This window comes from Arthrobacter sp. FW306-07-I (assembly GCF_021800405.1).
GTDB lineage: Bacteria > Actinomycetota > Actinomycetes > Actinomycetales > Micrococcaceae > Arthrobacter.
The window spans coordinates 2457664-2477948 of record NZ_CP084550.1 but is presented as its reverse complement, the minus strand read 5'-3'; the positions used below and the strand labels follow the sequence as shown (position 1 = coordinate 2477948).

Sequence of the window (20285 nt, the reverse complement as noted above, 5' to 3'; positions counted from 1 at the left end):
AGTGTATGGATGCGGCGGAAGGCTGGTCTGGATGGAGTCGAGAGTGGAGTTGTTCGCGCAGATCCGAAGGGATGCCCGGGTCGAGGGCCTCTCGGTCCGTGCACTAGCGGCTAGGCACAGGGTTCACCGAAGGACTGTGAGACAGGCTCTGGGATCTGCTTCCCCTCCCGAACGCAAACCACGACAAGGCGTGGCCTGGCGGTTGGAGCCGTTCAAGCCTGCGATCGATGCCATGCTGACTGAGGATACGACGGCGCCACGGAAGCAACGCCATACTGCCCGACGGATTCTGGCCAGGCTCATTGAGGAGCGCGGGGCGGAGGAGTTGTCGTATTCGACCGTGCGTGACTATGTGCGGGTCCGTCGGGCTCAGATCGATGTGGAGGCCGGCCGCCGGGTTGAAGTATTCGTCCCGCAGGAGCATGCCCCGTGTGCGGAGGCGGAGGTGGATTTCGGTGAAGTCTGGGTGGTTCTGAATGGTGTGAAGACGAAGTGTCATATGTTCGTCTTCCGGTTATCCCACTCCGGTAAGGCTATCCACCGGATTTACCCGACACAGGCCCAGGAAGCGTTTCTGGAAGGCCACATCGCAGCCTTCCAAGTTTTGGGCGGCATCCCAACGAAGCACATCCGCTACGACAATCTCACCAGCGCGGTCAGTGCCGTGGTGTTCGGGCAGGGCCGGCAACGGCAGGAGAACGACCGGTGGGTGTTGTTCCGCTCGCACTACGGCTTTGATCCCTTCTACTGCCAGCCTGGCATTGCAGGGGCTCACGAGAAGGGTGGGGTCGAAGGCGAGGTGGGCTGGTTCCGTCGTAACAGGCTCTCGCCCATGCCTGTCGCTGCGTCTCTGGATGAGCTCAACGACCGGATCCGTGAATGGGAATCCCTGGACGGCCGGCGGCGGATCAATGACAGGATCCACACCATCGGCCAGGACTTCGAGGCCGAACAGCCGTTCCTGGCGCCGCTGCCGGGAGAGGTCTTCGACCCGGGGCTGGCGCTGACACCGCGGGTGGACCGGTCCTCGATGATCACGGTGCGGATGGTGAAGTACTCCGTTCCGGCCCGGTTCATCGGCAGGAAGGTCCGGGTGTCCTTGCGGGCCTCCGAAGTCGTGGTTTTCGACGGCCGTGCCGTGGCCGCCAGGCATCAGCGGATTGTTGCCAAACACGGGCAGTCAGTTCAGCTGGATCACTACCTCGAGGTCCTCAAGACCAAACCCGGCGCACTGCCTGGTTCCACGGCTCTGGCCCGGGCGCGGGAGTCGGGCGCGTTTACCAGTGCTCATGAGGCGTTCTGGGCCGCCTCCCGCAGGGTCAACGGCGACGCGGTCGGCACCCGTGAACTCATCGGCGTCCTGCTGCTTCACCGCTCCATGGACGCATCCGCTGTCACTGCAGGAATCACCGCAGCCCTGGGAGTGGGTGCGGTCAGCGCCGACGTCGTCGCGGTCGAAGCCCGCAGACACGCAACGATTTCTTCCGGAGGTGGGTCCGGTCCGGACCGTCATCCCGGTGCTCATGTGGAAGTGAATGTGCAACGGGTTGTCAGCCTCACCCAGCGCCGGCTCATGGACCCTGCAGCCGTCATCGCAGGACTCCCGCCGGACACCCGGCCAATGCCCTCGATTAGTGCTTATGACGAGTTGCTGGCCAAACGCACCCATACCGAAGGAACAGTGTCGAAGGAGAACATCTCATGAGCCCCAGCGTCCCTGGAACAAGCATCACTCCGACCCTGCGCCGGCGGCGTGGCCTGACCGAGCAGGCGGCGGTCGCGGCCGTGGACCAGGCCTGCCGGCGGCTCCGGTTGCCCACCGTCCGGGCGGTGCTCGATGAAGCCCTCAACGTCGCGGGGAAGGAACAGCTCTCCTATCAGGGGTTCCTGGCGGAGCTGTTGCTGGCCGAGTGTGATGACCGGGATCGGCGCTCCTCGATCCGCCGCGTCAAAGCAGCCGGCTTCCCGCGGGATAAATGGCTCGGGGATTTCGATTTCGACGCGAACCCGAACATCAACGCCGCCACGATCCACACCCTGGCAACCGGGGACTGGATCCGCAAAGGATCGCCCCTGTGCCTGATCGGCGACTCCGGGACCGGGAAGTCCCACCTGCTCATCGGCCTCGGCACCGCCGCGGCGGAGAAGGGCTACCGGGTCAAATACACGCTGGCCACCCGGCTCGTGAACGAACTCGTCGAGGCCTCTGATGAGAAGGTCTTGGCCAAGACCATTGCCCGCTACGGGCGCGTGGACTTGTTGTGTATTGACGAACTTGGCTATATGGAACTGGACCGGCGCGGTGCAGAGCTGTTGTTCCAGGTCCTCACCGAACGCGAAGAAAAGAACTCCGTGGCCATCGCCAGCAACGAGTCGTTCTCCGGCTGGACCAAGACTTTCACGGATCCACGTCTCTGTGCAGCCATCGTGGACCGTCTGACATTCAACGGCACTATCATCGAAACCGGCACTGACTCTTACCGGCTCGCCCGCAGTCTCGCAACGGCCCAGGGCCAGTAAGCGCGGTCCAGGCCCTCCGTCCGAGAACGTGTCCTCGGGCTCGGAGAAGACGCGGAGCGGAGGTATCGTAGAACCCAGACCAGATATCGGATTTCGATATCTGTATTCGACATTGGGAGTGCGATGCGTGAATTGATGCGTGCAGCCGTGCGGCTCCACATCCTCCACCACGCCGCCGAGGAAGACATCCACGGCGCCTGGATGTCCGAAGAGCTGGCCAACCACGGGTATTCCATTTCTCCCGGAACCCTGTATCCGACACTGCACCGGATGGAGCAGGACGGCCTGCTGGTCTCCCGCCAGGAAGTAGTCGGCGGCAGGCCCCGCCGCGTCTACCGGGCTACGACAGCAGGCCTTGACGCCCTGGCTGAAGGCCGCAGGTCCATTGCTGAACTCGCCGCCGAAGTCCTCCCCACGTCCCCGAAGGAGAACCCGTATGAGTAACCCTCAGGCCCTGGCCCGCCGGTTGGGAACATTCGACGCGTCCGTCATCGGTCTTGGCTCGATGATCGGCGCCGGTGTGTTCGCGGCTTTCACCCCTGCAGCGGCCGCGGCAGGGTCCGGCTTGCTGGTTGGTCTGGTCGTCGCGGCCTTCGTGGCGTTCTGCAACGCCACATCCTCCTCCCAGCTCGCCGCCGTCTACCCGACCTCAGGCGGAACCTACGTCTACGGCCGTGAACGGCTGGGTCCCTGGTCCGGATTCCTGGCAGGGTGGGGATTCGTGATCGGCAAAACCGCCAGCGCCGCGGCCATGGCCATGACCTTCGCCGCCTACGCGGCCCCGGCAGGGTGGGAACGTCCCGTGGCCATCGCCGCCGTGATCGTTCTCGCCGCCGTGAACTACCACGGCGTAACAAGGACAGCCGGGCTGACCCGCATCCTCGTCGTGGCCGTGCTGGCAGCCCTCGCGATCGCCGTTGCGGCCTGCTGGGGAGGCTCCTCCCCGGACCCGGCAAGGATTCTCGGGGACGGGCTGCTGGCTCATGGCTGGTACGGGATCTTGCAATCCGCGGGGCTGTTGTTCTTCGCCTTCGCCGGCTACGCCAGAATCGCGACCATGGGCGAAGAAGTCCGTGACCCCAAACGCACCATCCCCCGCGCTATCGGTATCGCCCTGGGCATCACCATCATCGTCTACGCCGTCATTGCAGTCACCCTCCTGGCGACCATCGGCCCCGAAGGAGTGGCAACCAACCCCACACCCCTCGCCGCCGCGGTAGAAGCCGGGTCGATGTCATGGGCCGGCCCCGTAGTCCGGGCAGGAGCAGCGGTCGCGGCACTGGGCGCCCTGCTGGCCCTCATCGCCGGGCTGGGACGAACCAGCCTGGCCATGGCCCGCGAGCACGACCTTCCGCACTGGCTCTCCGCCGTCCACCCCCGCTACAAAGTCCCCCACCGGGCCGAGACCACTCTGGCCGTGGTGATCTGCGCGATCATCTCCGTCGCCGACCTGCGAGGCGCGATCGGTTTCTCCTCGTTCGGCGTGCTGATCTACTACCTGGTCGCCAACATCGCCGCTTTCACGCAGCCGGACACGGATCGCCGTTATCCCAAAGCACTGCAAGTGCTTGGCGCCGTGGCATGCGTTGCCCTGGTCGCCACCCTCCCGCCGCTGTCTGTGGTGCTCGGCATCCTCATGTTCGCGGCAGGAATCATCCTGCGCCTGGTCAGGCTAAGCAGAAAATCCTGACCCGGACGGGGCCGGATATGGCCGCCCTAACGGGGCCAAAAATAGTTGACATACTCAGACGAAGCTACGGAAAGGGCCGACTGACTTCGCGCACGTGGCACTGGGCCTTCAACTTGTGCAGGACCATGAAGCCTCGCTCGGCATGCGCTGGAATATGCGGTCAGCCTCGTTCTCGAGGATTGACGAGGCTGGTGGCAGAGGACGAAAAAGCTCTCTGCAGTCCTGGGATAAGTGCCGTGGCAAGCTGAACACCCACGACCAGGAATTTTCGGTCGAGGCTTCGAGCGTTCGTGCAGTGGAGAAGCCCGCCCTGATGCTCGAACTCCACGGCAATTGGCGGGACCACTGGACGAACACATTGCCTTAGCGGCAATCCCCGACTGAGCTAACGACCTTCACTAGCGCGGTCCACAACGTACACCTGACGTAGGGGGATACGCGTCCTCCAGCGCGGCTCCAACTTGTCGTAGTTGTCGAGGGTCAGTTCCACGACTTCCGCTCCTGTGAGCAGCCGCAGGTTTTGCCGTTCACGCTCGTAGCCCAAAGCGTCTTTGCTGAAACTACCAAGGCAGACAAAGAGGGCAAGTTCACCGTGTGCAAGCGTTCCACTCAGGCGTTGAACGTCCGGCCGGGACTGCTGCGCGGCAGTGTGTTTGCACTGGACTTTAATCACCGGTGGTTCGAGGCCGAGAGGGTCCTTGTGCGCGATGACATCAACACCGCCGTCCGAGGAGTAAGGCGTCACGCGCGCTTGGTATCCCATGGCGCGGAGGAGATCGGCGGTGAAATGTTCAAACTCTTCGTGTGAGAGGTCTTGCAGCAGGGTCTTCAGAATGAAGTCGTGGGTGAATTGGTCCAAACGGGCGGCACTTGGCTCGGTTTCGATCCACTCATCTACCGCGTGTGACTCAATTGAAACAACGTGTTCCTGTGTCGGGCTGTCCGTACCTGCATCGAGGAAGTTCATGAACACGGGAACATTTTTCTTGACCCGGAAAAGCGTCATTGCAGAGCCAATTTCATAGAGTGCAGCCTGGGGAAACAAGCCTCGAGAAACTCCCGTCTTGACCCACCTGACCTTGCGCCGGTGAGGGTGCACAGGGACTTCGGGTAGGTATTCGTATTCTCCCGTAATGACGCCAAAGTTGAGGGTGCTATCGGCGCGGTACGGTGCGATGACGACGTCGCCTGCCTTCATTTCAAAGCCGAAGCGATAGAGAATGCCAGCCCAGACTGGGATAGCTCCTGCCTTGGCTTCCGGATAAGCGCCGCTAAGTGCGCGCTTCAATGAATCGCGGTCTCTGCCGATTGAGCGAATGTCGGGAATGGCAGACCAGCCGATGCTGATGAATCCCTCCTCAACCAATTCATCAGACAGTGCGTCATTGTGAATGCCCCAGACTGCAACCAACTTGTCCCCGACCTCTCCCTTGCCGTTCAGTCAGCTCAGCCTACCGTCGGACCTCCCAGGATACTTAGGGAAACCTCCGTCCCGCTGGTCTGATCGACGCCATGCCGGTAGGCAACCTCGTAAAAACGTGGAGCTCGAGGGGCTTCTCGGATGCGACGTCGACGGTCCCCGAGGCGGTCTTCCGAGAACTGCACCGACAAACTTCCAATTCGACCTGCCACTGCGCCCTGGCCGCCGGAGATGTGTCGCGCGTATTTCCGCCGATTCGTTGTTGGAAGTTCTTCCGACTAGATCAAAATCTCACATACGCCCGCCTGTGAGCTCGGAAGCTAGTTGGCGATTTCGTTCTGGACCGTTGGCGAAAAACTGGCCTAGTTGGCGGTAGCACAGGACAGTGTGAGGTTTCCAGAGAACTTTGGCAACTGTTCATGCAGTTGGCCAAATGGGTGAGACGCCCTACCTGTCGGAAGTGCGGGGCCACCTCCTTGGAGGACTTGCAAGGAGGTGGCCGGGGATGTCCTCCTCCATCAAAAGCGGCAGTCCCTGTTGTCTATATTGCAACGGGGAAGACAACCGAAGACAACGCCAGGCGTTATCCGGTTTGCGCCGTTGGCAACTGGACGTACTGGAGCGACGGCATGCTGGAGCTGATAGCGAAGAAACTGGTCTCGGTCAGCGCCGATGCCGTGACCATAAAGAGTCCCCGGCACGATCAGCGCGCCGGAGCCTCTTCATGGTCAACTGAGAGTCAGGCTGGGATCGAGTGGCACGCCATTTGTTCTGTGGTGGACCTTAGCCATTGTGCACGTCGCCCAATCCCGAAAAGAACCGGATGCCCGCGGGGCGTTCGGCTAGGAAACATAGCGCGAATAGGCGCCACATCAGCTTTAATCCGTCAGAATAATGACGGCACGTGGATCCTTGGGGGAAGCCGTCGTTGACGGTGCTGCCGCCCGGGCACCGTGGCGCATCACCACCTCAATGAAAGGTACATTATGACCCACCCTCACTCCGACCCCAGCTCTGCTCCTGGGGAGATCTCCGAGCCCCCAGTCCCCGCGCCGTACCAGGGCGGACAGTCCCCGACGGCTCCCCAGCCGCAGCAGGGCTACCCGGCAGGCCCCCAACAGCCGTATGCGGGTCAGCCGCAGTACCAGGCCCCGCAGCAGCCGTATGCTGGCCAGCCGCAGCACCAGGCCTACCCGCCGGCGCCCCAGCCGCAGGCACAGCAGTACCCGGGGCAGCCGCCGATGCCGAACCCGGCCTTCAGCTACCCGCAGCCGAAGTCGAAGATCGTCGCGGGTCTGCTGGGGATTTTCCTGGGCGGACTTGGCATCCACCGCTTCTACCTGGGCTACACCAAGATCGCCGTCATCCAGCTCATCCTGACGATCGTGCTGGGCTTCGTGACGTTCGGCCTTGGATTTGTTGTCGGTTTGTGGGGCCTTATCGAAGGCATCATGATCATCGCCGGTTCGGCGTACTTCCGTACAGACGCACACGGTGTCCCGCTCCGCGACTGACTCTGCCAGCCACCAACGATTCAAAGGGGACGACATCTTGACTGAAATCATCCATGACAGGCCCGAGCAACTGGCGCAGATCAACGCCGGCCTGCTGCAGGGCGAGATCGTGTACGCGGTATACGACTGCATCGGAGTCGGCACCGGCTTCGTCGGCATCACCAACATGCGGGTCATCCTGCAGGACAAGAGCTTCGTCGGCAACAAGCTTGCCATCGTCTCCGTGCCCTACAAGAACATCCGGTCCGTCTCCATGCTCTCCAACAAGTCGATGATGGGCCGGTTCGCATCGACCTCAAGCATCGGCATCGACACGGGGGGAAGCGTGAAGGAAGCGGACTTCCGGGGCGACGACAAGGCCCGTCACGCGCACGACCTGATCCTCTGGAACGTGCTCAACACCAAGTAGCGCTACAAAGGGCGGTCGGGACCATCCGGCCGCCCTTTGCCGTGCCCGAATCTTCGCCTGTCTGCACCCGGAGGAGACTTCGAAGCCGGGGTGAACCCCCGAACGTTGCCGCGGGTCTGCTCGTCCTCGCCGAAGCCGGCGGCATCACCACAGACTGGAAGGGGCAGGACCTCCACTTCCGGGCAGGCACGGACACAATCAATCTGGCGGCCAGCAACGGCTGGGTTCACGGAGAGATGCTCGAGGTTCTGGGGAAACTCAAGATGGCATCAGCTTTGGCCATCTGAGTCTCGATGAGCTCCGCGCACATGTAATCTGTCCCCAACATCACCACGTCCTGGGGGATCAGATGACCGAGAACGACCCGCCGGTGCCACCGGAACCGCAGCCCAGCAACCAGCCGTTCGCCGCGCCCGGCCAGCCACCTAACCAACCGCCGCAGTACCATCAAGCACCGCCGGCTCCGTACGGCCAGCAGCCGCGCCCACCGCAGTCTTACGTGCAGCCACAGCCGTACCCAGCACAGGGTTATGGGCAGCCGGCCTACGCCCAGACGTACCCGCAGAATGCACCGTACCCGTACCAGGCCCAGCCTGGCTGGACAGCCCCGCTGCCGCCCAAGTCCAGCATCCGCACCGCCGCCGGCGTCATGACCATCGTGATGGGCGCCTGGATGCTCGTCACCGCGGTTGCAGGCTTCGGCTTCGGCCTGCTCCTCCTGGGCCTGACGGCCCTCACCGCCGGCATCCTGGTGCTGGCACTGCGAAGGAGCAAAGGCGTTCAGATCTTCGCGCTTGTCTGCTCCGGAGTCGCCGTCTTGGCTGCACTCCTTTCGTTCGCAACTGTCGGAGTGATCGCACCCCTGATGCTCTTGTCACTGGCAGCCCCGGCCACAGTGCTCATCAGCATGAGCGTGGCCAAGGAGAGGCGGGGCGCCTGACCCGACGCACGAAAAGGCCCCGACCCGACTCAACGGACCGGGACCTTTCTGTTAGTGGGTCAGGAAAGTCCGCCACGTTCCATCCCTGAGCAGGATTCCTATGCAGTGGAAAACAGACCCCTCATTGTCCGCCAGACCACGGTAATGTCCTCCCTGTCGAGGATCTACGGCCGAAGAACCAGCCCAGCCTATGGCAGAGCCGGAGTTCGATTCGTTCTCGGCGCCAAGAGGATGCAGGGAGCGCCGAGCGGGCGACGTCGCCGGACGTCCAAAATAGGGTGCAGGTCCAGGCCGCCTTTAAAGTACACGTCATGGTTGCATCACCCATGAGATGGTTACAAAGATCGGTACCCTGCACTATTAGTGGCGTGACAGTTCACGGTGCCTATCGATTTCGCCAAATAGGTCAGTAGGTCGACCTGGGCAGTAGTCCGCCAAAACAGGAGAATCGCGGTGGTCCGCATCTGGCGCTTTTCGCCAAGTAACCTTGGGTCTCACAACGCCCGCCCACGCACCTTCCCGTCATGCCACCAAGAGGACTCCGCACACGTCGTGCGGAGTCCTTTCGGCTTTCCTGGCAGCTTACTTGGCATCGAGGTAGGCGCGGAGAAACTCTTCTCCCGCCGAAGGCGGTATCCGAAGGTAGTCCACGGTCCCACCCAGAGCGGTGGGCATAGGTGTGCAGGGCCGTTGTGGTTGCCACTGCCCGGCTATTGGCGCGAGCGAAGACGGCCATTGTGGCGGTTCCCAGTCCTGGTGTTCGCTTTTGTACTTCCGCCCTGAAGGTGAAACCCAGCCGGGCGGCTCATTTTTCGTTGCCGGCGTCGGTGTCCAACCGCTGGCGTGTTTGAGTCTGTGGTGCCGGGGACAAGGTTGTCCCAGGTTGGCGATCCCGGTGGTTCCGCCGTGGTGCCAGGCCAGGAGGTGGTCGGCTTCGTTGTCCAAGGAGTGGTTGCTGCATCCGGGAAATGGGCATTTGCCGTCGCGCATCCGCAGCCAGTTCCGCATAGCCTTTGTGAGCCGGTAGCTGGTGCGACCGATTTCCAAAGGTGCCCCATCGCGAGGGTCCACGAGCACGCGATGGAACGAATCCGCTCCATTGGCCACCAGGTTGCGTGCCATGGAGGCGGGTATGGGGCCGAACCCGTCCAGCATTGCTGGCTCCTCCGTCAGTCCGAGCAGGGAGAACACAGGTACGCTGACCAGAACCTCGGCGCGGGGCGTGGGGATATCGGCTGGACCGTCGGCTGCTGCGCTGCTGCCGGTACTGCCGCTGCTGCAGCGGGTGCAGCCGACTTCGCTGCGGAGGGCTGCCGTTGCGAGAATATCTACCCGCAACTGGGTGAGCGTTCGGTCCTCGTGGGGTCCTTGGAGGCCCCGCGCGATCGCGGTGATGCGGTTCCAGATCGCGGCTGCCTGGTCCGCTGGCAGGTAGGCGGACACGCGGGCCATCCCGTCCTGTTCGGGGGTGTATTCCAGGCATCTGTCCTGCGCACCCTTCGCATGGCGTTTTTCGATGCTGTCAGGGTGGTGCCGTTCCCGCCACGTCCGGGCCTTCCGCCGGAACCTAAAGGCCGGCATCTCGCCGGCCGGGCAGCCGCGGACAGGGTTGAGCGCGCCGGCATCGAGGAATTGGGCTTCAAGTGCACCCGCTGCGTCGCGGTCAAGGGTGGCGGTCTCATCGACGATCACCTTGGCGTGTTGCCACGAAACTGTTCCCTCCTGAAGTGCCGCCAGGGTAAGGGGTAGGAACGTAGTCAAAGCGTGGGATTGCTCAAGAAGCGTGGCTGCGGCCCGATCGCCGATGGCCAGTACGCAGCCCACCTCAGCGGCTATGGCCATCTCCTGGGCCTGGACCGGCACGTCCAAGGGGGCCGCGGATCGCGCCGATTCCGCATACGTAGCCGTTGCCTCGGCCTTCAAGGCCGCGATGCGAGCCTCAACCCGTGCGCTCAAGGCAAGGATGTCCAGGCACCCGTCAGCGACAGAAGCCAGGGGGTCAGTGCCCGACGCCGGCCCAAAATGTGGCCCAGCCACTGCAGCGCGGATGATGGCAATGGCGTCGTCCATCGCCCCAAACGCCTTCTCCACTGCTTCGCTTGCCATGTACTCATTATTGAGGGAGGGTCTGACATTCACGTGGGCAGGTCTTAAGGACGTGCAACTACATCCGGCGGACCCGGAATCCGTAGCCGGGAGAGGAATTCTTCCTCGCCCGGAGTGGTTCCAGCAGTATGACCCTTCCCCGGATTTCCATGCTCGACCGTGCCAACGCCCGGGAGGGGTTTCCTGCTGCCGACGCCCTGAACCGGGTGCTGGAACGGGCCCAGCGGGCCGAGGAATGGGGTTACCACCGCTTCTGGGTCGCAGAGCACCATGCGGTGCCGGGCATTGCCGGTTCCGTACCCGCCGTGCTGATGGCCGCCGTTGCTGCCCGGACGCACTCCATCCGGGTCGGTTCAGGAGGCGTCATGCTTCCCAACCACCAGCCATTCGTGGTGGCCGAGCAGGCGGCCACGCTGGAGGCTCTTCATCCCGCGCGGATCGACTTGGGCGTCGGCCGGTCTGTCGGTTTCACCCCGGCAGTCCGGGATGCGCTTCGCGCCGGGAAACAGGAGGCTGAGCGGTTTGAAGACCAGCTGGCCGAACTGCTTGCCTACCTGTCCGGAACCGCATCCATCACAGCCCGGCCGCGGAACGACTCGGCTACACCGGTATTCGTGCTGGCCACGGGTTCGGGAATCGAAATTGCAGCCCGTGCCGGCCTGGCTGTAGTGCTGGGCGGGCCAGCCGTGTTCCGGACAGACCAGAACGGCAGACTCCCGGCGCTGGACAGGTATCGCTCACAGTTCCGTCCATCACGCTGGTTCCAGCGGCCCTACATCATGGTTTCCGCGAACGTAGCGGCGGCCGCGACTCACCAAGCGGCAAGGGAACTGCTTTTGCCCGAAGCCATCGCGCTGGCCCGTTCCAGGACCACCGGTGAATTCGCTGCCCTGGCGCCCGTGGGTCCCACCGAGTGGGCCGGGCTGACTGTCCGCGAAAAGGAAGCGGTCGAAAGAAGCCTGTCCACATCGCTCTACGGCACGGCCTCCGAGGTACGGACCCAAGTCCAGCACCTGCTCGCGACCTCCGGAGCTGACGAGTTACTCGTCACGGGCGGAGCCTTCGACGTCGCGGCACAGGCGGAATCGGATCGGATCCTGGCCGGGCTCTTTCCCCAAGAAGAGCTCCCCAGCATGGACGACCGCCGTGGATTCGTAGCATCCCGTTGACGCGCACGCCACGCTGAGCGGAACCATCGCCGCGTGCGGGGGCAGTCTGGGTGACCCGGGTTTAAGGGCCGGCGGCGGTTTGGGGGGCTGCATCCGGTCTCGGGATGCTGCGGCCGCCGGCCCTGTCCCCATGTGTAGAACCTGCCCCAGCGACAGGATCTTGCCCTCAAAGATAGGACCCGTTCCTAAACGGCAGCCCACGATGGGCACAAGGTTTGCTCAAGAGTGGCCACGTCACTACCGCTGGGTCCCAGATTGCTGGCCGTCGGATAGGATGCCAATTCCACCAACGATAGAAAGACCGCAGTGAAGCAGAGTATTTTCTCCCGTGTCGCCCAGCTCGCCAAGGCCAACCTGAACGCCCTCCTCGATTCCGCCGAAGACCCGCAGAAGATGCTGGACCAGATGGTCCGCGACTACTCGGAAAACATCCGCGAAGCCGAGTCCGCAGTGGCCCAGACGATCGGCAACCTTCGCATGGCCGAAGACGACTACAAGCGGGCAGTGGACGACGCCAACACGTGGGGCAAGAAGGCCATCGCAGCCTCCCGGAAGGCCGATGAGTTCCGCGCCGCGGGGAACAGTGTTGACGCGGACAAGTTCGATGCCCTCGCCAAGGTCGCCATCGGCCGGCAGCTGACTGCCGAATCCACCGCGAAGGCCCAGGCACCTGCTCTGGCCGCGCAGAACCGGGTGGTCGACCAGCTGAAGAACGGCCTGGACATGATGAGGGGCAAGCTCGGGGAGCTGACCGCTAAGCGCAACGAGCTGGCGAACCGCGCCCGGGTCGCGGCCACCCAGTCCCAAGTGCACGAGGCGCTCAAGGCCCTGGACGGCGGGGACCCAACTTCGGCGATCGGCCGTTACGAGGACAAGGTCCGGCGCCAGGAAGCCACCGTCCGCGGCCAGCAGGAACTCGCCGCCTCATCACTGGACGCCCAGTTCGCCTCCCTGGAAGACCTCGGCGAGCAGACCGAAGTGGAGGCACGGCTTGCGGCGCTGAAGTCCATGGACCGGAAAGCCATCGACTACTAGGACGTGGTCCAGGGCGGCGCGGCAAATTCCGTCAGACCAGCCAGCGCCACCAGCGTGGCTGCTCCGGCTCCGGTATCGGTTCGGGTTCCGGTTCTTCACCCAGGGCCAGTGCGGCCTCAACGATGTCGTCCGCGGTGAGCGTCATAACTGCCTCACGATCGAGTGCGTCGAGACTTTGTTCCTCGTCAAGCGACAGCCGCAGCGCCTGGCGGTTCAGCGCCTGCTCGAACAGCGTGCGGGCGAACCGTGCATTGCCGGAGTCCTCACCCGCGTGGAGCCCGGCGAGGATGCGGCGCAGCATCTGGTCCGCACCCGGCTCCAGCCTGTACTCGTGCTGGGCCAGCATCTGGCGGAAGATCGTCTGGAGTGCGTCGACGGAGTAGTCGTGGAATGTGATCTCGCGGGCGAACCGGGAGCGCAGCCCGGGGTTCGAGAGCAGGAAGGATTCCATCAGCCGCGGGTATCCGGCCACGATCACCACCAGGCGATGCCGGTGGTCCTCCATCCGCTTCAGCAGGACCTCGATCGCCTCGGGGCCGAAGTCCATCCGGCCGTCCTCCGGAGCCAAGGCGTAGGCCTCGTCGATGAACAGGACGCCGTCCAGGGCACGGCGGATGACCCGGTCCGTCTTGATGGCGGTCTGTCCGACGTACTGCCCCACCAGGCCGGAACGGTCCACCTCCACCAGGTGGCCTTTCTGCAGCAGCCCTACCGCGCGGTACATCTCCGCCAGAAGCCGCGCCACAGTGGTCTTGCCCGTGCCTGGGTTTCCCAGGAACACCAGGTGCTGTGATGTGGCCACCTCCGGTAGGCCGTGGGCCTTGCGGCGGGCCTGGACCTGGAGCAGTGCGACGAGTGCCCGCACCTGTTCTTTGACCGTCTCCAGCCCGACCAGCGCGTCGAGCTCGGCCTGCACCTCGGACAGCGGCCGGGCCGGCCCGGGCCTGGGACCAACGAGATCGCCAACGAGGTCGTCGACGCGCTCCGAACCGGGCAGCTTGAGCTGATCGGCCAGGTGGCCGATGGTTTCGCGCAGCTCGTCGAGCGGTTTCCGACTGGCAGCCATGCCTCCACTGTAGTACCCGATTCCGGCCACGAACGTTTTCGTCCTGCTCCCAAACGACGGGCCGTAGCGGGGGAAAGGGTCCGGCCCTAGGATGGCGCCATGAGGAAGTGGGGCGAAATGCATCCCGCGCTCCGTGCAGTTTTGGTGGGCGTTGTGGCCTGCGCCGCCATCCTGGCGGCTGGTCTCATCCTTGGGGGCACTCTCGAAGACGCGGTCGCCAATGCCGCCTTCTATGCGCTGATGATCGGCGGCGGCGTGTTCTTTATGACGACGCGGTTCCCGACGGACGCGGCCAAGCCGGATGAGCCCGGCAAATTTGTCATCTTCCTGCGCTTCCCCGACTCATCGCCGGGCTCGCTCAGCAGCACATGGCAGATGGGCGTCGCCAGCCCAGGCCCGGGACGGATCGATTTCCAGCCGACCGTCCACGGCGAACTGATAGCCAGTGGCCGCAGCAAGGCGCTTACGGGGCTTAGGGCCACGGAGTTCCCACCACGGAAGGCCAACCGCCAGGATGCCAAGCAGGAAGTGCCGTTGGACTTTCACGTCATTAGCCTGAACTCAGACGCTGGCGTTATTGACATCGCAGCCGGACCGGCCACTCTCCAGAATCTTCAGCGCGTCGTATTGACGCCCTCTTAGGCGATGACTGCGTTCAAGGCGCTGCGCCGGCGGTCGGCCGATGCGCCCTATCAGTTTTCGGGAGGGGAGCAGACGTGACCCTCGGTGTCCATGGGGTACCCGCAGAGCGGGCATAGTGGACGGCCGGCGCCCACCACCTCACGCGTGCGCTTGGTGAATGCGCGAGCGGTGCCCACCGGCATTCTCACCAACACCATTTCGGGTACCTCAGCGTCGTCCTGGTCAAAAGATTCGTCATCACCATCACCATCGACATCGCTGATGGGGTAAGCCTCTATGACCACCTGCGCCGTCGTCGGGTCCCAACCCAGGCTCATGGCGCCGGTTCGGAATTGCTCTTCAACGACCTCAAGCGGGTCGTTATCGACCAACTCGATAGGAGTACCCGTGGGGACGCTGAAGGGATTGCCCTCAAGGGTGTTGAGCTGGTCGAGAATTTCGTCTATCTTCTCTGCGAGCAGAGCTGCCTGCTGCTTTTCCAGACCGATGGTTACAATTTGCCTGCCTGTCCGTACTTGCAGGTAGAACGTACGCGCCCCCGGAACACCGACGGTGCCGATAACGACCCGGTCAGGCCAGGAAAACTCGTGAACAAGTGTAGGCATGGCAGTAGTCTAGGCGACATGAGCTTCGTCGGCCGGTGGGCCGCATGGACGAACCCCTTCAGCTTGCTACGCCACTTGGCCGCCGCCGTGACCGTCCCACTTGCTTTGGGCGGCGTCGCCGAGGTCCTGTGGGCACGCGGGTACCGACAGAGGTAACTCTGTAGCGCGCGGGCCCGACGGATCCGTCCTGCTGGGTAGTGTGAATAGATGCACTTCTCTTCGGAACTCCTTGAAGGCGTTGTCCTCCGGCCAGTCCAGAAGCTGGACGCCAGGGCGCTGGCTGAGGCGTTTCAGAAGAACCGCGCCCATCTTGCGCCGTGGGAACCGATTCGTCCCGACAAGTTCTACACAGTCCAGGGACAACAAGAGGTGATCACCAGGCAGCGACAGGAACTTTCTGCGGGCACCGGCCTTCCAATGGTGTTGGTGCGTAAAGATGAGGTCGTCGGCCTGCTGACCCTGAGTTCGATCGTGCGGGGTGCCTTCCAAAATGCACATCTGGGTTACTGGGTGGACCAAGCTTTGCAGGGTTCCGGGATCATGACGGCGGCGGTGGCAGCCGCTGTCAACATCGCCAAACATGACCTCGCGCTGCACCGTCTTGAGGCCGCGACCCTGGTGCACAATCCGGCATCACAGCGGGTGCTGGAGAAGAATGGATTCGAGTCCTACGGCACCGCGCGAGCCTATTTGCGGATAGCCGGGTTATGGCAGGACCACCGCATGTTCCAGCGGATTCTCTAGACGACAGGAGTAGGAGGGAAGGCTCAGTTGGCGGCTGGGTGCGGGATCGCAGCAGTCATGAAGCACGCAGTTGGGCCAGCACCAGTCCGACGGGGATGCTGACGGCCCGTCCAAACTACTGCACACCATCTCAGGGCAGGGGCCGGTTAGTCCGCTAAGGAGTAGGCAGAACCCGAAGGGGTGCGTTGCAGGACGCCGAAGTCGACCATGTAGCGGCGCAGCAGCACCACGTCATCGGTATAACTGAGCAGCCGCTCATTGACCTGCCTTTCAGCGAGCTTTTCGCCGGGTGCGATGGCCTCGGTGGCGATCCTCGCCAACAGCGCCCTACGTTCTGCAAGGTTCGCCGGATATCTCTCTATTCGGCCCAGTCGCATGAACCTGTCCAGCCCGGTCTGTGGCTGCCGGCGGGGTTGCTGGGCCAGCAGGTCCCGGAAGATGGTCTCCTCCGCCACCAGCTCACCGGATGCCCGCCGCTGGACGAGCCCGGACTCCAGCAGCGCGGCGATGGCCCGGTGGCGCCGCTGCTCCTTCACGTCAGGCAGGATATCGTTGGGGGCCGCCCCCAGTACTATCTGGGCATAGGCGGTCCTGGCATCACTGTTGCCCAGCGCCGCCAGCACGCGACGCCAGTGGGGTCCGTTCATTTTCGATCCTCGGGCCACGCCATTCTCCTCCTGTGCCGTCGAGCCACACCATTGCCTCGAGGCGTGTTGGCGATCGTAGCCCGCGGGCCGCAGTTCCCGGAAGCTGGCTGCACGCTAAGACAAACCGCAGCGTTGCCCAAGTATTCGGGAAAGATGCTGCCAGGAAACCCAATAACCGGTCCGGACACGCACTGCAGCCCCTACGCTCATCATGCACGCATCACAAAGTGGGGGAGAAAACCGTGAGCAGTCATTCAGCACCGCCACACTTGGGGGCCCGTGTACCCGGCCAGGCCGTCATCGAGGAGTTGCTGGCATTGCAGGGCAAGGTGCCGCCGCGCTCTACGCTTCAGCGGATCCTCGGAATGAGCCCCCTCAGTGCGGAAAGCTCACCCTGGTACCGAGGTGCCCTCGGTGAGCTGGTGGTCGGAGAGATTCTGGAAAATCTGGGACCCGAATGGCTGGTTCTCCACGCCGTCCCGGTCGGGGCAGGTTCTTCCGACATAGACCACGTGCTGATCGGCCCCGCCGGCGTCTTCACCATCAACACGAAGAACCATTCCGGCCAGTCGGTCTGGGTGGCAGGCAGGACCCTCATGGTTGCCGGCAGGAAGACCCGGCACCTCTACAATGCGGCCCACGAAGCTGCCCGCGCCTCAAAGCTGCTGACTGCCGCGGCGGGCCTTCCTGTTAAGGTGACTGCCGTCGTCGTCATAGTCGAGCCCAAGACGCTGACTATAAAGGCGCGCCCCGAGCAGGCGGTGGTGGTCACCGACGCCCAATTGGCGCGCTGGCTGCGCAGGTCCAGCCCAGTGCTCGCCTGGGCGGAACTGGCCCGTATCTCCGGCGTCGCCGTCCAGCCTGGCACTTGGCACAAGCGTCCGGCAGCACAAAATGACCCGCAGCTGCTTCAACAAAACTTCGACGCGCTCAGGCACCTTGTTGTCCAGGCACGACGGCGGCGCGCGGCATGGGCGCTTGGCGTACCGGCGGTGACCCTCCTGGCGTTGATGAACGGGGCCTCCCTTTGCGCGGCTATCCTGCACCGGTTGGCCGGGCACTAAGAGGCACCGGGACATTTAGCACTGTTCCGGGTCCGGGAAGCTCTCCAAACTGGGGGGATGCGACTGCCGACAAGCTTGCTCCCTGTGCTGGGGACCGCGGCCGTGGCGGGCGCCTACATCCGCTGGTTTCGTCCCTGGCAACTCACTTGGGGCGCCACGCCGGAAGAGGTCTCGCGGGCGATGCCCGGCGACGAACTGGTGCCCAAACCGACGTTCAACGCTACGAGGGCCATCACCATCGGCGCAGCGCCGGAACGGATATGGCCATGGCTGGTCCAAGCGGGGCTTGGCCGCGGCGGTTGGTACAGCTACGACATCCTGGACAACCTGGGGCGCCCGAGTGCACGGCGCATCATCCCTGAGCTGCAGGACCTTAGCGTAGGTGACATTGTTCCCATGAGCCCCGACGGCAAACACGGCATCCCGGTCCAGAGGATTGACCCGCCACTTTCCATGGTCTGGGGCACGCCGGGGGATAACAGCTGGACATGGCAGCTTGAGCCCATGAGCGAAGGTTCAACCCGGCTTGTCAGCCGTATCCGCGCCCGCTACCGCTGGTTTTCACCCGCAATTTTGTTCTCGGCACTCGTGGAATTCGGCGACATCTGGATGATGCGGAAGATGCTGCTCACCCTCCGCCAGCGCGCCGAAGCCGCATCGAGGTGAGGTATGCACCCTCACTACGCCTCCTCAGCTTTCGCATAAAGCGCAAGGAGGTCACGGCTGAACTCATGCGGGGACGTTTCGCAAGGGCTGTGTCCACCCCGGTAGACGCCGATCCGGGCACGGATTGCCTGCGCGAACAGCCGGTGCAGCTGGAGCGGCCACAGGTCATGCTCGCCGACGGCCACGAACTTGGGAAGCGGGGCCTCAGCCAGCTCGTGCCGTAGGTCCGGGACGTTCTGCATCAGCGTGTAGATATCGCGGATGGAGGAGCGGCGTGTGAAACGGAAGCGGTAGTTTACGAACCGCTGCCTTCCTGGAGGTACGTGGGCCACCCTGCCGCTGCGGATTCCCCAAATGAGCAGCGCGGCGCCTGCCCTGCCGTTGACCCACGTGCTGAACCGGCCAATGCGGCTCACACCCCGGAAACTCGGGCCCGGTTCCGGCGGGCACCCAAGGAAGGTGATGGACCGGAAGAGGTCCGGCCGCTCAACATAGGCGAGCTGGGCGATGATGCCCGCGAAGGAATAGGCCACAACATGCACAGGGGTTGCCGTAGATTCCATAACCGCCAGGAAGTCGTCCACGAACAACCGGTAGTCGTAGTGCTTCCGGGGCGGCACCAGGTTCTCCGGCCCTGCGCCCGCCGACTGGTACTGGCCGGCAAGATCGTACGTCAGGGCGTAGTACCCCGCGCCGGCCAGGTCCGGCAGCATGAGGGAAAAGTCCTCTTTGGATCCGGTGGCACCGGGGACCAGGACGACGCACGGATCCTCCGGATTGCCCAAGGCCATGGCCGCGAGCTTGCCGCTGGGGACGTCCAGCGTAAAGTGCACCGAGCCAGGCGGCGGCACCGACCAGTCGACGTCCCCCAGCTCCGCATCCAGCAGGGCAGCCGCATCCACGCGGGCAGAGCCAAATTCCTCGGGGTCAACCCCGTACTCTCGTTGGCCCGGCTCCGACATGGTCCCAAGATAACCCAGCCGGCGGGGCCTAGTCAGCGGCAGAGGGTAGACCCGCCACCTTGCCCACGAAGGCATGGAGCCGCCGGTACACTTCCTGGGATTCCGGGTAGCGGTAATCCTGTTGCCAGGTATGTTCGGTGTTGGCGCTGGCCCAGGGGTAGATGAGGGCATCCACTGGAACGCCATGGTCCTGCAGTCGCTCGATGAAATTGAGGTTGGACCGGTAAAAGAAGTCGCGCTCGGAGGTGGTGACGAAGACCGGCGGGTGGCTCCCGTCCAGCCACTCGATAGGGGACAGGTACCCGGCTGCAGACTTCAGTCGTGCTGGTGTCAGGGGAGCCGTGGCCGGCAGCAGCATGCGAACGAAGTTCAGGCTGAGGACAAAGCCGCTTTCAAAAAACACCGAAAAATCGACGGCGCTGCAGTGCTGGACAAGCCCTTTCACATGCCCCGCCGGAACGGCCGGCAGCAGCGAGTAGTGTGCGGCGAGCTCAGGGCGCAGGCTGATGGCGGTGAGCAGGGCCGAAATCTGCCCGCCCGCGGAGTCCCCGCCCAGGATCAGGCGCGCAGGGTCCCCGCCGTACTCCTTGATGTTGGCCACAACCCATGCAAGGGCGGCGTTCGCGTCCTCGAGCACGTGCCCCATGTGGAACCGCGGCGCGTGCCGGTAGTTGACGTTGACCACCACCATCCCGCCCAAGGCCTGGTTGGCGCAGTACTTGGTCAACGCTGACTTGTCGCCGGACGTCCATCCTCCGCCGTGGAAATAGACGTAGACCGGCAGGCCCCTGCCATCTGCCACCGCATCTTGAGCCGACGCCTGTGCCACCGAGAAGGGTGTCACTACATCCAGGCGGTGGGCGCGCAGGCCATCGCCCACATAGTCGAGGTCGTGGACATAGGCCACCTCGGTGACGGGATCCGTGTTGAACCGTATCCGCTCCCGCGAGCTGACCGAACGCATCAGCAGCCGCCACGTCCACACAGGTACGCGGCGCAACGCAGTCCGGGCCCGGCGGGCCAGCGGGAACGCGCCACCGGAATGGGCAGCCACCGTCATTCCTCCATTTTACGAGCCGGTGGCCC

General features: G+C 63.8%; 21 protein-coding genes. 14 read left to right on the top strand and 7 right to left on the bottom strand.

Annotated elements, in window-relative coordinates:
- Positions 1–31: 31 nt before the first annotated feature.
- From istA to LFT46_RS11440, 4 genes are all read left to right on the top strand, one after another.
- Entirely contained in the window at positions 32–1705 is a 1674-nt protein-coding gene (gene istA / locus LFT46_RS11455; RefSeq protein WP_236819657.1) for an IS21 family transposase, read from the top strand.
- On the top strand, positions 1702–2520 hold the full coding sequence (istB, locus tag LFT46_RS11450) for an IS21-like element helper ATPase IstB (protein ID WP_094180402.1): 819 nt from the start codon (positions 1702–1704) through the stop codon (positions 2518–2520). The genes istA and istB overlap by 4 nt, the downstream gene beginning before the upstream one ends.
- A 123-nt stretch (positions 2521–2643) precedes the next feature.
- Entirely contained in the window at positions 2644–2964 is a 321-nt protein-coding gene (locus LFT46_RS11445) for a PadR family transcriptional regulator (RefSeq protein ID WP_094180403.1), read from the top strand.
- Positions 2957–4210, top strand: a complete 1254-nt coding sequence (locus tag LFT46_RS11440; protein ID WP_236819655.1) for an APC family permease — start codon at positions 2957–2959, stop codon at positions 4208–4210. The genes LFT46_RS11445 and LFT46_RS11440 overlap by 8 nt, the downstream gene beginning before the upstream one ends.
- A gap of 385 nt (positions 4211–4595) precedes the next feature.
- Here LFT46_RS11440 and LFT46_RS11435 read toward each other — a convergent pair whose 3' ends face one another.
- Entirely contained in the window at positions 4596–5621 is a 1026-nt protein-coding gene (locus LFT46_RS11435) for a restriction endonuclease (protein WP_236819653.1), read from the bottom strand.
- Positions 5622–6616: 995 nt separating this feature from the next.
- Between LFT46_RS11435 and LFT46_RS21165 the strand changes: the two genes are divergently transcribed.
- The 4 genes from LFT46_RS21165 to LFT46_RS11410 all read left to right on the top strand — a co-directional run bounded on the left by LFT46_RS21165 (position 6617) and on the right by LFT46_RS11410 (position 8493).
- Positions 6617–7144 (top strand): TM2 domain-containing protein, encoded by a 528-nt coding sequence (locus LFT46_RS21165; RefSeq protein ID WP_272910794.1) that lies wholly within the window; start codon positions 6617–6619, stop codon positions 7142–7144.
- 37 nt (positions 7145–7181) lie between these two features.
- Positions 7182–7553 carry a PH domain-containing protein gene (locus LFT46_RS11420; RefSeq protein WP_236819651.1) on the top strand — a complete coding sequence of 124 codons (372 nt, stop codon included), beginning with the start codon at positions 7182–7184 and terminating at the stop codon, positions 7551–7553.
- Between the two features lie 41 nt (positions 7554–7594).
- Positions 7595–7840 (top strand): hypothetical protein, encoded by a 246-nt coding sequence (locus LFT46_RS11415; protein ID WP_236819649.1) that lies wholly within the window; start codon positions 7595–7597, stop codon positions 7838–7840.
- 62 nt (positions 7841–7902) lie between these two features.
- Complete coding sequence (locus LFT46_RS11410; RefSeq protein WP_236819646.1) at positions 7903–8493, top strand: hypothetical protein; 591 nt, start codon at positions 7903–7905, stop codon at positions 8491–8493.
- Between the two features lie 582 nt (positions 8494–9075).
- Here LFT46_RS11410 and LFT46_RS11405 read toward each other — a convergent pair.
- A complete protein-coding gene (locus LFT46_RS11405) occupies positions 9076–10599 on the bottom strand; it encodes an HNH endonuclease signature motif containing protein (protein WP_236819644.1) in 1524 nt (507 codons plus the stop codon).
- 128 nt (positions 10600–10727) lie between these two features.
- Here LFT46_RS11405 and LFT46_RS11400 point away from each other — a divergent pair, with 128 nt between their 5' ends.
- Complete coding sequence (locus tag LFT46_RS11400) at positions 10728–11768, top strand: MsnO8 family LLM class oxidoreductase (RefSeq protein ID WP_236819642.1); 1041 nt, start codon at positions 10728–10730, stop codon at positions 11766–11768.
- 306 nt (positions 11769–12074) lie between these two features.
- Positions 12075–12803: a PspA/IM30 family protein gene (locus LFT46_RS11395; RefSeq protein ID WP_236819640.1), complete on the top strand. Its 729-nt coding sequence runs from the start codon at positions 12075–12077 to the stop codon at positions 12801–12803.
- Positions 12804–12834: 31 nt separating this feature from the next.
- Here the strand turns inward: LFT46_RS11395 and LFT46_RS11390 are convergent, their stop codons facing one another.
- Complete coding sequence (locus LFT46_RS11390; protein ID WP_236819638.1) at positions 12835–13869, bottom strand: AAA family ATPase; 1035 nt, start codon at positions 13867–13869, stop codon at positions 12835–12837.
- Positions 13870–13968: 99 nt separating this feature from the next.
- On the opposite strand from LFT46_RS11390, the gene LFT46_RS11385 reads away from it, so the two are divergent.
- Complete coding sequence (locus LFT46_RS11385) at positions 13969–14511, top strand: hypothetical protein (protein ID WP_236819636.1); 543 nt, start codon at positions 13969–13971, stop codon at positions 14509–14511.
- Positions 14512–14561: 50 nt separating this feature from the next.
- Here the strand turns inward: LFT46_RS11385 and LFT46_RS11380 are convergent, their stop codons facing one another.
- Positions 14562–15116 carry a DUF3090 domain-containing protein gene (locus LFT46_RS11380; RefSeq protein WP_236798550.1) on the bottom strand — a complete coding sequence of 185 codons (555 nt, stop codon included), beginning with the start codon at positions 15114–15116 and terminating at the stop codon, positions 14562–14564.
- A 207-nt stretch (positions 15117–15323) separates the two neighbouring features.
- On the opposite strand from LFT46_RS11380, the gene LFT46_RS11375 reads away from it, so the two are divergent.
- Positions 15324–15860, top strand: coding sequence for a GNAT family N-acetyltransferase (locus LFT46_RS11375; RefSeq protein WP_236819634.1), 537 nt, complete (start codon positions 15324–15326; stop codon positions 15858–15860).
- Between the two features lie 146 nt (positions 15861–16006).
- Here the strand turns inward: LFT46_RS11375 and LFT46_RS11370 are convergent, their stop codons facing one another.
- Complete coding sequence (locus LFT46_RS11370) at positions 16007–16507, bottom strand: DUF2087 domain-containing protein (protein WP_236819632.1); 501 nt, start codon at positions 16505–16507, stop codon at positions 16007–16009.
- Between the two features lie 242 nt (positions 16508–16749).
- Between LFT46_RS11370 and LFT46_RS11365 the strand changes: the two genes are divergently transcribed.
- Complete coding sequence (locus tag LFT46_RS11365; RefSeq protein ID WP_236819630.1) at positions 16750–17571, top strand: nuclease-related domain-containing protein; 822 nt, start codon at positions 16750–16752, stop codon at positions 17569–17571.
- 57 nt (positions 17572–17628) lie between these two features.
- A complete protein-coding gene (locus tag LFT46_RS11360; protein WP_236819628.1) occupies positions 17629–18237 on the top strand; it encodes a hypothetical protein in 609 nt (202 codons plus the stop codon).
- 14 nt (positions 18238–18251) lie between these two features.
- Here the strand turns inward: LFT46_RS11360 and LFT46_RS11355 are convergent, their stop codons facing one another.
- Together LFT46_RS11355 and LFT46_RS11350 are read right to left on the bottom strand one after the other, a co-directional pair.
- Positions 18252–19199, bottom strand: a complete 948-nt coding sequence (locus LFT46_RS11355; protein ID WP_236819626.1) for an alpha/beta fold hydrolase — start codon at positions 19197–19199, stop codon at positions 18252–18254.
- 28 nt (positions 19200–19227) lie between these two features.
- Complete coding sequence (locus tag LFT46_RS11350) at positions 19228–20259, bottom strand: alpha/beta hydrolase (RefSeq protein WP_236819624.1); 1032 nt, start codon at positions 20257–20259, stop codon at positions 19228–19230.
- Between the last annotated feature and the right edge of the window lie 26 nt (positions 20260–20285).